The organism is Olivibacter sp. SA151, from assembly GCF_054130995.1.
Window position 1 is genome coordinate 2,590,031 of record NZ_CP096391.1, and the last position, 12,648, is coordinate 2,602,678.

Annotated in this window: 11 protein-coding genes and 1 pseudogene; 5 read left to right on the plus strand and 7 right to left on the minus strand. The window is 40.7% G+C overall.

Annotated features, from left to right (window positions below):
* Positions 1 to 19 precede the first annotated feature (19 nt).
* The 3 genes from M1D52_RS10505 to M1D52_RS10515 all read right to left on the minus strand — a co-directional run bounded on the left by M1D52_RS10505 (position 20) and on the right by M1D52_RS10515 (position 5,522).
* Entirely contained in the window at positions 20 to 3,475 is a 3,456-nt protein-coding gene (locus M1D52_RS10505; protein WP_437392533.1) for a TonB-dependent receptor, read from the minus strand.
* A gap of 187 nt (positions 3,476 to 3,662) precedes the next feature.
* A complete protein-coding gene (locus M1D52_RS10510; protein ID WP_437392534.1) occupies positions 3,663 to 4,856 on the minus strand; it encodes a FecR family protein in 1,194 nt (397 codons plus the stop codon).
* Between the two features lie 87 nt (positions 4,857 to 4,943).
* Entirely contained in the window at positions 4,944 to 5,522 is a 579-nt protein-coding gene (locus tag M1D52_RS10515) for an RNA polymerase sigma factor (protein WP_289551618.1), read from the minus strand.
* 289 nt (positions 5,523 to 5,811) lie between these two features.
* Here M1D52_RS10515 and M1D52_RS10520 point away from each other — a divergent pair, with 289 nt between their 5' ends.
* Together M1D52_RS10520 and M1D52_RS10525 are read left to right on the plus strand one after the other, a co-directional pair.
* Complete coding sequence (locus M1D52_RS10520) at positions 5,812 to 6,369, plus strand: Crp/Fnr family transcriptional regulator (RefSeq protein ID WP_013667469.1); 558 nt, start codon at positions 5,812 to 5,814, stop codon at positions 6,367 to 6,369.
* A gap of 76 nt (positions 6,370 to 6,445) precedes the next feature.
* Positions 6,446 to 7,036 carry an NAD(P)H-dependent oxidoreductase gene (locus M1D52_RS10525; protein ID WP_437392535.1) on the plus strand — a complete coding sequence of 197 codons (591 nt, stop codon included), beginning with the start codon at positions 6,446 to 6,448 and terminating at the stop codon, positions 7,034 to 7,036.
* Between the two features lie 102 nt (positions 7,037 to 7,138).
* Here M1D52_RS10525 and M1D52_RS10530 read toward each other — a convergent pair whose 3' ends face one another.
* On the minus strand, positions 7,139 to 7,531 hold the full coding sequence (locus M1D52_RS10530) for a RidA family protein (RefSeq protein WP_130855397.1): 393 nt from the start codon (positions 7,529 to 7,531) through the stop codon (positions 7,139 to 7,141).
* A gap of 90 nt (positions 7,532 to 7,621) precedes the next feature.
* Entirely contained in the window at positions 7,622 to 8,191 is a 570-nt protein-coding gene (locus M1D52_RS10535) for a Crp/Fnr family transcriptional regulator (protein WP_437392536.1), read from the minus strand.
* A gap of 132 nt (positions 8,192 to 8,323) precedes the next feature.
* Here M1D52_RS10535 and M1D52_RS10540 point away from each other — a divergent pair, with 132 nt between their 5' ends.
* Complete coding sequence (locus M1D52_RS10540; protein WP_437392537.1) at positions 8,324 to 8,800, plus strand: DUF4405 domain-containing protein; 477 nt, start codon at positions 8,324 to 8,326, stop codon at positions 8,798 to 8,800.
* A 225-nt stretch (positions 8,801 to 9,025) separates the two neighbouring features.
* Here M1D52_RS10540 and M1D52_RS10545 read toward each other — a convergent pair whose 3' ends face one another.
* Positions 9,026 to 9,805, minus strand: coding sequence for a CPBP family intramembrane glutamic endopeptidase (locus M1D52_RS10545; RefSeq protein WP_437392538.1), 780 nt, complete (start codon positions 9,803 to 9,805; stop codon positions 9,026 to 9,028).
* A gap of 332 nt (positions 9,806 to 10,137) precedes the next feature.
* On the opposite strand from M1D52_RS10545, the gene M1D52_RS10550 reads away from it, so the two are divergent.
* Together M1D52_RS10550 and M1D52_RS10555 are read left to right on the plus strand one after the other, a co-directional pair.
* Entirely contained in the window at positions 10,138 to 11,142 is a 1,005-nt protein-coding gene (locus M1D52_RS10550) for a sensor histidine kinase (protein WP_457941737.1), read from the plus strand.
* A complete protein-coding gene (locus tag M1D52_RS10555) occupies positions 11,139 to 11,846 on the plus strand; it encodes a LytR/AlgR family response regulator transcription factor (RefSeq protein WP_437392540.1) in 708 nt (235 codons plus the stop codon). The genes M1D52_RS10550 and M1D52_RS10555 overlap by 4 nt, the downstream gene beginning before the upstream one ends.
* A gap of 267 nt (positions 11,847 to 12,113) precedes the next feature.
* On the opposite strand, the pseudogene arr reads toward M1D52_RS10555, so the two are convergent.
* Positions 12,114 to 12,494, minus strand: a pseudogene (arr, locus tag M1D52_RS10560) (NAD(+)--rifampin ADP-ribosyltransferase); the annotation flags it as partial.
* Between the last annotated feature and the right edge of the window lie 154 nt (positions 12,495 to 12,648).

Consider the following 12,648-nt stretch of genomic DNA (forward strand, 5'->3'; position numbering starts at 1 on the left):
TAGTTTATTTATAATTGGGTTAAAACACAGCCTTTACGCCAAAACTGATAATTTTAGATTGCGGATAAAATTGACCGGTACTGTTGTTAGCCTCAGGGTCCCATATTTTTATCTTGTCAATGGTTGCCAGGTTAATGCCATTGATATAAAAGCGAAGCGTACTCAAGCCTATTTTGTTAACCAATTGAGTTGGTAAAGTATATCCCAATTCAACATTTTTTAATCTTATATAATTGGTGCTGCGGATCCAATAAGTATTATCAGTAGTTGTATAATAGGTGTCCGAACGATTGGTAAGACGGGGATCTGTGTCACTCGGGTTATCAATAGACCAACGATGATTATAATTCCATTCGAGGTAGTTTCCTATTAATCCCGATTCCGTGGGCCCCATTCTTCGCATTCCACCGGTTGCTCCCTGTATCAATATATTAAAGTCAAAGCCCTTATATTGTCCTCCAAGTATTAAGCCTCCTGTAAAAGTGGGCGTGCTATTCTGGTTTAGTCGTACACGATCGTCGCTTGTAATTTTACCATCGCCATTATAATCTACATATTTCATATCCCCCGGCAATAATTTCCCGTTTTTTAATCCCAGAGCAGAATAATCGACGGTATTCGCATCAATAGCGGCTTGATCTTTGAAAACGCCGTCATACAAATACACCAGCCATGAATCCGTAACTTTTCCTATTTGTTGTTGATAAGGTAAAGTATTGGCTACATCACTGGAGTATTGCACATTATTCTTCGCGTAGCCGCCATTCACCCCTATATTATAAAACAGATCGCCAACTTTATCGGTGTAGGTTAATTTAAATTCGTAACCTTTATTAATGAGGTTACCGAGATTTGCAATAGGCAGATTACCCGAAATACCTGAACTTATAGGTACTACACCGGGATTTTTTGTTAAAACATGGGTCCGTTTATTATAGAATAAGTCCAGCTCCAGAGCCAGCTTATCGTTCAAAAATGAGGCGTCCAAGCCAATATTGCTGTTGTTGGCCACTTCCCATGTGAAGTTTGGGTTTGGAATGGTACTTTCGTAAATGGTTTGATAGAGTAGGTCGCTGAATACACCCTGTCCGGTATTCATCAGTGATAAATATTTGTATTCTTGAAGGCTGTTGTCATAATAAGCTTCTGCGCCCATCTGACCCCAAGAACCTCTTAGTTTTAAATTGTTGATGAAAGCAATATTGTTTTTAAAAAAGCTTTCTTCGGATAAACGCCAACCGGCCGATACCCCGGGAAAAAAGCCAAACCTTTTGTTTGGAGGAAAAATATACGATCCATCTACACGCCAATTAAACTCGAAAAGATACTTTTCCAGGTAATTATAGTTTACGCGACCATAGTAACTCAATCGTGCTCTATCATAGGTGTTTTCGTTGCCCAGGGTTTGACGCACACGGTCGCCAAAGTTCAATTGTTCTACTAGTATCGACGGAAAATCCATTCGGGCTGCAAAAAAACCGTTATTGGTCACGGTTTCACGGGTCAGCCCGGCTATTGCGGAAATGTTATGTACACCTTTGATCGTTTTATCATAGGAAACCAAGGCCGATACGTTGATCGCTAATTGATCTTCCGTAGCTTCCCGAAGTTGAGCTTTGGGTTCTATTCCTTTTGGTATATAGCCCGATAGTTTTGGTGTGACCCCATCGGCTTCAAAACTCACTTTATCCCAATCGTATAAGGTCCAAGGTGTTTCCCATCTTTTCGATCTGCCCCAGTATTTGTCGATCGAAGCCGTTCCCGTTAATTTTAAACCCTCCACTCCGGGGATTTTAATATCGATCGCTCCTGTGTTTTGCAAGTAGTCCCTTGTATTTCTATCATATCCGGTTGCACCGGTAGTAATTACAACCGGATTAGCACCATTCTCTAAATCGGGCCCGGGAAGTCCATTAGGCCATGTGGCAATATTGGTAGGAAGACCGCGCGCAAGAAATCTAAAAATATCGCCAGCTCCTCTAGTTGGGAAATTACGCGATTCTTCTCGACCGGTTATCGCTAACCTTGCGGTAACATATTTACCAAAATTGAATTCCAGGTTTGCACGCAAATCGTATTGCTTATAATATGTAGCCGAATTCTTATAAATAGCATCTTGGTTTAAGTACCCTAAGGATATCAAGTATTTTGTCGTTTCGGTACCCCCATTTATTTGTACGTTATGCCGTTGCTGTGGAGACCAATCTTTTAGCGTAGCGGCAAACCAATCCGTATTCGGATAACGTAAAAGGTCTGATCCATCGCTATATTTTTGTCTTTCTTCAGGACTATATTCCGGGTTGATGGCTCCCGAAGTCCCATTGTAGGTACCGGTCCCTGTATTAAATGCTTGCCAGATTTCTGTCCACTTTGCGGGATCTTGCGGATATACACCCGTAACCTCGTTAATAATAGCTGTATATTGTTCCGAATTCGCCATTTTCGGTGTACGAGTGGGACGCTGTATACCATAGGTAAAATCATAAGAAATTTGGGCTTTACCTATTTTGCCTTGTTTCGTCGTGACAAGGATAACGCCATTACCTGCTCGAGAGCCGTAAATGGCGGCCGACGCATCTTTTAATACGGATACGCTTTCGATATCATTCGGATTAATCCGATCCAAGCCACCTGCGCGTTGCGGTACCCCATCGATGACGATTAAGGGTTCACTGTTGCCTCCAGGTAGCGAATTAATACCGCGAATACGAAGCGTAGAGCCGTCGTAGCCAGGTTCTCCACTACTTTGCATGGCTGTTACTCCCGGTAGTCTACCGACAAATGAATTTGAAAGATTAGCCGCCGGAGATCTAGCAAGATCTTCCCCTTTTACGGTAGCTATTGCACCGGATACTACCGCTTTTTTCTGCGTACCGTAGCCTACTATTACCACTTCTGTTAAGGCCTCATTCAACGATTGCAGCTTGACGTTGACGATAAGATCAGTCCCTATTAGTACTTCTTTTGGTTCATAACCTATATAGCTAAATTGCAACACTTGACCGGTGGATGCCGCGATGCTATACTTTCCGTCGTTATTCGTTATTTCGCCGATAGATTTCCCTTTCAGTTTAATGGTGACGCCCGGCAACGGGGTGCCATCGGAATCGGTCACTATTCCTGTGATTCGTTGTTGGGGTTTCGTTGGAACCATTACAGCGCTAGTAACCTGCTTATCTTCTGTGCGTTTTCGAACAACAATGGATCGATCTCTCACCGTATACGTTAATTGGAGAGGAGACAGAATCATATTCAGTGCTTCAAACAATGGTTTATTGTGCACCTCAACCTTTAGGTTGGAATTTGCTCTAATAATCTCTGCATTGCAGACAACCGTATATCCTGTTTGCTTCTTAATTTCCCTGAACAGGTCTACTATCTGCATCTTCGAATTTGAAATGCTGATGTTCTGTCCAAAAGTTTTGGCACGAACTTGACAGAGTGTAAGCAAAAGCAACACGGTTATCATTTTCATTATAATTAGGAATTTATATTTGGGGCATAAGAGGTCTACCCCCAATGATAAAATGTAATTTTTCATTACCTTTAATTGGTTTTAGTTTATAAAAAATACGATATCTCTTTTTAGAATTGGAACCTTCGGGCCGAAGAAGCACCACCTTCTTCGGTCTTTCGTTTTCCTTGATTTTCAGGCAGTAAGATTATTTCATGAGCGTCACCCTCCTTCCTTCTATTTTAAATTTTATGCGGCTGTCTACAAGTTGAATCAATTCAAGTACTTTGTCAAACTTGTCATATCTTGATATTGCCCCCCATATGGCTATCTCTCTTAATGGAGGCTCTACAATGATTTCAAGGTCATACCAACGCGCAATTTTATTCATAGCGCTCACTAAGTTTTCGCTATTAAACATAAACTCGCCGTTTTTCCATGCTACCGCTTCACTTGTGTTTACGGGCTGAACGTCTATTCGGTCCGTGCGTGTGATAGACTGTTGTCCGGGTTTTAAAATTTGGGAGGTTTTATTAGGCAGCGATACGGTCACGCTTCCTTCTAAAAGAGAAACGATAGAAACCGGTTCATCCCGGTAAGTATTGACATTAAAGTGCGTACCCAACACCCGAACACTTTCATTTTTTGTCCGAACAACAAAAGGAGCTTTTTCGTTTCTTGCAACTTCAAAATATGCTTCTCCTTCTAGTTCGACTGTTCTGATGTCGCTTGCAAATTTCTGCGGATACCGGAGTACGGTAGCTGCGTTCAGCCACACCTTGGTTCCATCCGCTAAGGTTACCTGATACTGACCGCCCTTGGGGGTAGACAGGGTGAGTTGCGTATGTTCAATGGTATTCTGTCCGATATTCAGCTCGGTACCATCGTTGTAAGTAATATTCTTGTTAATGACAATGCCAAGATGGGCATCACTTAGTTCGAGTGTTTGTCCATTCGAAGAAGTTAATGTCGCCTGGTTGTGCCCGGGAACGAAATTTTCGCTTAACGACTGACCATTTTTTTTGTTTGGTTCGATCACAAAGTAATGTTTACGCAAAAAGAAGATTCCAACAACGAAAGCGATAAAAACTGCCGCAACAGAGCTGTACCGTATTATCTGTCGCCTAAGATGATATACTCGATTTCGCCCCCTTTTATCATTGATTTGCAAAAGAATATCAGTCAGCAACTGCTGTTCTTTGTTATTATTAATTTCATTGTACAGTATCTCATACTCCTGTAATGCACACTCCAGCTGACCGATATCCTTCAATTCATTCGACAATTCGTTAAGACCGGGATGATTTTTCAATAATTGCTGAAGCTCGGCAGACTCATCCACAGTCAGGTTGTCGCTCAAATATCCCTTTAATAATGTTACGATTCGATCTAGGTTTTGCATGGCTCTTGGTTACGTATCAACATAGAAACACAAGAATTTGAAAAACCTTACAGAAAGTTTTAAAAAAAATACATTTTCCGATTTGCGTTACTGAAAAAAGTAGAAAAATAAGATCGCAGCATATAATGAGTCTTTCGTCTTTATATGATCCCGCAAGGTTGCAAGCGCTCTTGATCTATTCGTATACACGGCGTTTGGTGACATACCCAAATGCAAACCAATCTCATCCATACTCATATCATCAATAAAAGTCATATGAAAAATCTTTCGTTGTTTTTCGGGGAGGCGTTGAACTTCATCCATAATACTTTTCAACAATTCGGCACGCACTATTTGGGTAAAGGCATCTGAATCTTCTGTTAGGAGTTGGCTGTAGTCCTCAATATTTTCGGCATCTTTAAATATCCGGTCTCCTCTTAATTTGTTAAGGCATATATTCTTTGCAGCAATATATAGAAACGCACGAAGTGCGTTCATATTCGTAAAGTGTAGCCTCCTTTCCCAAACCTTGACAAATACATCTGCAACCACCTCTTCTGCTAATTGATGGTTTTTAAGGTACCGCTGCACAAAGTAAAGCAATGGTTTGTTGTAAATACGATATATGCCAATTAGGCCTGCGTCATTGTCATCATGCAGATAATTAATTAAAACGGAGTGGTCCATCAATTTAGCTATTTCTTTAATTCAATGAAATACTTTCTTATTAGGATATCGCTTCAAACGAAGTGTGGTTCACCTTTGTCTTCATCCGCGTTTTTCAAATATAGCTAGCCAAAAGTATAAAAACGATAAACAAGCCGATTGCAGATTTACAATATAGTTTGTCCAAATTAATCAACAATATCCAAGATGACAATATGGATGTAAAAAATGTGCCGGCTACTTCACCTCCTTCCGTTCTAGCGGCCTGTTTATTATATTTGTTTGAGGATATGCTTTATGCAATAGATAAATGAACAAAAGAACAATAGCGGCAACAAGCGAATGGTATAAATTCAACCACCTTTTTAAACGTTTGGAAATACCTGCTAAAACAATGCTTTTACGCGAGGGAGAAATTTCAAAAAATGCTTATCTTGTAGAAAAGGGTTGTTTGCGGACATGGTTTAACAACGACGGAATCGACATAACTACCCAGTTTTTTTTTGAGGGCGAGGGTGTTTCTTCTATTGAAAGCTTCAGAACAAATGGGCCAAGCCTTTATAGTATTGAAAGTATAGAGCCTAGCATTATACAATGTATTTCCAAGAAAGATTTTGAATTTGTACTGGACAGCTCTCCGAATATAAAAATGGAGATGGAGAATCATCTCTTCAATCGATTTGTTCACTGTCAAAAGCTTTTGCTTTCGCATATTAAAGATAGTCCCCAAGAACGTTATATACAGATCTTGCAGCAACGTCCAGATATCATAAAGCGTATTCCCCAACATTATATTGCATCGTATCTGGGAATAACCAAGGTTCATCTCAGCCGTATAAAAAGTAAGCTGGTCCGAAAGGGAGCGTAATATGGAATTTGATAACAAATGTTATCGTTGAGCGCCATTGAGCTGATTAGTTTTACTCCAAAATAAATAGAGTAAAATGAGAGTGGTCATCGTATTTAATCATCCCTATGAAGGAAGCTATGCAACCGCGATTTTAGCTGCGGTAACAAAAGGGCTGAAGACCGCAGGTCACGAAGTGGACCTTATGCATCTGGACAATGACGGTTTTAATCCGGTTATGTCAAGTGCAGACTTGAAAGGCTTTGTAGAGCACAAAGCCGTTGATCCACAGGTAATAGACTATAATAGGCGCTTAGCGGAAGTGAATCACTTGGTTTTTATATTCCCAATATGGTGGGATCTCATGCCTGCAACTACCAAAGGATTTATTGATAGGGTTCTTACCCCCGGGGTTGCTTATGACCATCATCCGAGAGGCTTCGGATTGATTCCTCTTTTAGAAAATTTAAAAGGGGTAACAATCATCACTACTATGAATAAACCGAAAATTATGTATTCCTTACTGATAGGAAATCTAATCAGCAAAGCAATGCTAAAAAGTGTTTTTAAAACAATGGGATATAAAAATCTTAGCTGGATCAGCTTTAACCGTGTCAAAACAGTGGGTCAGGAAAAACGGGTAAAATGGCTGGCCGGTCTTGAAAGCAGGTTTGCAAAAATGAAATAAAATCTTTCCTAACGTTCAAATATTGGCTTCGGAATAACATGTGTCGGGATAGGCAAATAGTAAGCTTGGTTGATGCCTTATAAGGAGCACCAACCAAGCTTACTATTTTACAACAGTAGCTTCCAGCTCTACATTCAGTGTTTCATACAAGGCAACCACTTGCATCAGTGTAACCACTTGTTTCATGCCATGCTTTGCTACAAAGCTACGGAATATGTCAAAACAGTTTTTGATAAACTCATCTGATGAAGTGGTATAAACTGTCAATCTAACAATGTTACGGCACTCGTAACCCGCTTCACTGACTACGGTTTCAAGGTTCTGTATTGCCAATTCCAGTTGGGTACGCATATCGGCGTTGCTCGATGTGCCATCGGCATGTACTGCTGCCTGTCCGGCACAGTATAAAGTTCCTGTTGCCTCCTTTACTTCTACGGCCTGTACGTAGCCGCGTTCTTCCTGCCAAGTCCAGGGATTAATCACTGTTTTTTTCATGATATTTTTTTGTTTTTCTGTACAGCAAAATTGAGAAAACTATACACGGGGTGTTGTGACTTGGATCACATTTGGCAAATTGTTGGCCGTTTAATTGTTGCGCCAAAGCCGGCTAAGGGTTTCACGAGATACACCCAAATAAGCGGCCAGAAGGGTCTTAGGTACCCGTTGCATCAATGCAGGCTGTTTGCGGAGTACCTGCTCATACCTTTCACGTGGGTTGGCTGTAAGGAATGACAGAATACGCTCCTGAGAAGCCATGTGTCCTCGGTTCGCCTTATGCAGGAAGAAATGCTCCATTTTTTGTAGCTTGGCGCAAATTGTTTGATAGCTGTCCAGTGAAAGGCAGTATACTTCCGTATCCTCAATACACTGTAAGCTCAATGACGCCGGTTGCCGGGAGAACCAAGCGGGATAGTCGCTTTCCCACCAGTCTTCCATCGCAAAAGAAATAATATGTTCGCGGCCTGTTTTGTCATGATAGACCAGCTTAAGCAACCCGGATATGACCAGGTATACATAACGTACAGGTTCGTTCTTGTCGATAAGGAACCCACCTTTCTTACAATGCTTTACACTGAAGTGCTTTCGCACAAAAGTGTACTCTTCGTCACTCAATGGTACTACTTGCTCTATATGCCGTCGAAGCATTTCTTCCATATGCGTAAAGATAGGAATTTAGGTAATATATGTAATTCAGCCAATAAATATCAGCCGTTACATTTGATAACAAATGTTATTGTACCCAAGATTTCTCCCTACATACATTTGTAGAAATAAACACGTGGACACATGAAGCTTAATAGAAAGTACATCACACCTTTTATCACCCTTGTTTTTCTCGTTGTAGCCCTATCTGGCCTGCTGATGCTTTTCCATCTATTTGATGGTTATACGGAAGTTATGCATGAAAGCCTGGGATTGGTTTTTGTCATTTTTGCCATCTTTCATATTCTTGTCAACTGGAAGAGCTTAAAAATCCATTTTGGAAAGAAAGTCTTCTTCCCGGCCGCCATTGCCGTCGCAGTGGTTTCAACGGCGTTTGTTATACATCAAAGAGGTAACCCAACCCTTGATACACTGATTGTCAAACGAATAGTCAAGGCTCCGATTATGAAAGCTTTTCAAGCCTTAAATGTTGATTATGATCAGGCATTGCGAACACTTAAAAGTAATGGGATATTCATTGGTGATTCGAAAACAATCGAAGAGATCTGGCAGAAAAACGAAGTGTCGCCCCAAGAGGTGATTGATTTAATAGTCAACTAGTTTTAATAGCAAAGCGAGATAACCAACGTTGTCATTGCGTGCTGTCTGGCAGATTCGTTTTCTTCAAAATAAATAGGTTCGCGTTTTAAAACAAGTACGCAATTTCAAAAGAAAAAACTGGAAAAGCTTGTCATAACCAAGCTTTTCCAGACATCCCATGTCCATCGTAAGGCAAATATAGTTATCCCGCAAGTTTCGTTAAATCGAATGAATTTTGCTTATTCTTCATGATTCACTCAGCTTGGTTCTATATTGCCAAAAAAGAATAAAGGCTAAAGCGATGCAGATCAAATACGGTAGAACAACAGTAAAGAAGTTGTAATGATGCTGGCTTTGCGTAACGTGTATGATGCCGTTGATTTCGCTGGAAGAGGTACGCGGAATCAAAGTCTGCGCAAAATTCCATCCGGTATGTAATCCAATTGGCAGAAACAATTTCTTGGTCTTTAGATAAAGAAGGCCAAAAAGGAGTGAACCTACACCCGTGGTGAGTAAGGTGAGCATAAAATCACCGAAAGGCATAGCTAGGTGAACATGCATTAATCCGAAGGGCACCATTACCACTAATTGCGCCGGCCATGCGCCGTAATGTCTATGTAAGCTTTGAAACGGATAGCCACGAAAAACAAACTCCTGTGCAAAGGAGGAACAGAAGCAGTTTAAAAAGATAGTAATAATTGGCCCGGCGTTTATTCTATCGCTGAATACCCATTGATCGCCTGTTAAAAGGAAAGTAAGAGAAGCGGTAACAATAAGCATCAGCACGCCAATGCCCAGGCCAAGGAAAAGTTGAAGGTAGTTCATGCTGTTTTTAGGGATAAAGCCAATGGACGTTATATTTTTCCCTTCCCGCCTTAAAAAGATAAAACTGAGTACGAAGGAAAGACAAAAGAAGAACAGCGGACTGTTTAATGGCCGAATCAATCCGGCAATGATCATCGCTGTGCCGAGTAGGATAAAGTAAATCACTACGTTAACAAGTGGTATTAATTTTTTGCTCATCATTTGTAATTTATTTAATGTCAACACAAAATGACAAAGTAGAAATGAAGCAAAAAAATAAAGTCGACAGGGCCCACCCACTTATCGACAAATAGCTTTTGTACGGTAACCAAGTAAAAGGAAATCCTTCGTTGCCAAAAAAAGAGGCTTCGTAGGAAACCGAGTAGTCTTGGTCTATTTATTTTGGGGCGAGCTATTTAAACAGCTATATTTACCGTATGCAGCTTCAAACCACTGTGCTTCAAGCAACTGTTTACCGTATTTATCAGCAGAGGGCACTCAGGCTACTGTTACACCTTTGTTTTTGGCTATTTATGTTGGCGGTAAAAAACTACATGGCCTCCATAACCTTTAACGTCTATAATGGATTACCGACTACGACGCTGTTTAAAATAAATTTGTATAGTACCGCATTGTTGGCTGCTTTTTATTACACCCTGGTTTACGGGCTTTATCCCCATGCTATCAGGGCGAAAAGTATGGTGGGTAGCCTGTTTGGTTTAATCATGCTGTTTATTTTGTATACTGTCGCCGACGGCTACATCGAAGCAGCTTTATTGAGGAACTGCACCGATTGTATGGCGCTTATAGAACGGAATAATCCCAACTACCACAAATTTCTCCAACAGCAACTGAGCAATGTCGTGTTTAAGCGCTTTATGAGCTTAGGTTTGCCACTTGGTATTATTTTCATGCTGGGAATGCCGATAAGCATAAAGGTAGGTTTGGCCGCCTTGCGTAATGCTTATGCGAATGCAGAGCTTATCAAAGAAAAAGCAAAGTTGGAGCTTGATTTTCTTAAAGCACAGTTCAATCCACACTTTCTCTTCAATTCATTGAATAATATATATGGTTTGATTTTACGTGGGAATATCGCGCAATCCGCTTCGGTGATCGCTCATTTATCAGCGTTTTTGCGTTATACAACATATGAAGCCAATAACGAATGGATGCCTGTTGCAGAAGAAACGAAGTTGATCGCGAACTATATTGAATTAGAAAAAATACGGCTCAACCACACGAAAGTCAGCGTGGAGGTCACGATTGAAAATCCCTCAGTACAATTGCCATCCTTGCTATTGATGCCATTAGTCGAAAATGCGTTTAAGCATACGGAGGATGTTCCCGGCGCTTTTGTCCATTTTGTGATTCACGTAAGTGATAAACAACTGTATTTTATGGAAGAAAACACAATAGGTGATTCAGAAGAAAATAAATATGGCGGATTGGGTTTGCAGCATTTGCGTAAAAGGCTGGCTTTTTTTTATCCCGATAGACATCAGTACGAGTTAAACGAACAAGCAAATAGATATCGAGTAACCTTAATCTGTAAATTATGAGTATCTCCTGTATCATTGTTGACGACGAACCCATTGCTCGTGACATTATAAAAGACCATCTTGAAAAGTTGCCGGATTTCGAAATAAAGGACTTGTGTATAAACGCCATGGAGGCTTATGAAGCACTATACACGCAGCAAATAGACGTTATGTTTTTGGACATACAGATGCCACGGATTGCGGGTACGGAATTTCTCCGCTCCTTGCGGAACCCTCCCTACGTAGTGTTTACCACTGCTTATCCACAATTTGCTGTTGAGGGATTCGACTTAAATTCAGTTGACTATCTGGTAAAGCCCATTACCTTCGACCGCTTTTTGCAAGCTGCCCAAAAGCTAAGGGAGCGCATGGCCACCCGCACTGTTAATTTAGAAACAGATAGCGAACGCACTTTTATATTTATCAAGCAAAATCACAAGCTGATACGGGTAAATTTTGAGGATATTGTCTATGTGGAAGCACAGCGTGATTTCTCGATGGTGTATTTGGCGGACGGGGCTGCCATGATGATGAGCATGAATATCGGGATGGTCGAAACACTACTGCCTCAAGCTATTTTTCTTAGAATTCATCGATCCTATATCGTACAACTTGTCAAAATTAAAGCGATCACAGGAAATCTTGCCAAAACTGATTTGATCGATCTTCCTATTGGACCTAATTATCGGGAAATACTCTTGCAGAAATTGAATATTTCATATTAGTTATTGGCCGACAAGAAGGGATGAACTGCTATGGAAATTCCATCCGTCCTTTCATGATAGATAAAGAAGGTCGATGGTAAGATCTAGGGGAAAGCTGAAAAACAAATAAAGCCTCTAATTAGAGGCTTTATTCTTTTACTTGAAAATGTACGCATTTATTTTTATCGACTATTTAATTAACGTTGAGAAGCGATCTTTATTGTGCTCATGAAAAATAAAACTTCTTGGGGATCTTTGTCACCTGACATTGGACAGTTCAATAGGAAGCTAGTTGATAATTTCTCCTTTGAGATTCGCTATCTTTTGCTGCCACTGCTGTCGTTCTTCAGGCGTTAATCGTACCCAGTCTGTAATCTCCCCAACAATTTTCAATGGTTCTTGACTGCGATACGAACGGGTTGGATTGCCCGGAAATTTCTTGTCGGTAACATTTGGATCATTTTCAAAGCTACCGGTTGGTTCAACGATATAAATGCGGTCGGGCCCATCACCTTTCGCTAGGGCCGCTGCAAGTCCCGCTCCATTAATCAAAGCTGTAAAATATATATGATTCATTACAATCTCGGGTTTGTAGTTCGAGTTGTACCCTGCTGTTAACAAATCGCCAACCTGTAAATCCGCTTTCGTTCCGTGATAAAAAGGACCCTTATCAGAACTCCGATCCCTGAATGAATCTGCTAGTTCATAATTCTTTTTCGCATTATCAAAGTCATGTAATTCCTCATAGCATTTTGCGATGCTCTCATATAGAGAAGGAAAAGCGCTCTTGACAGCATCATCATTTATCTCGGATGCAGAACGC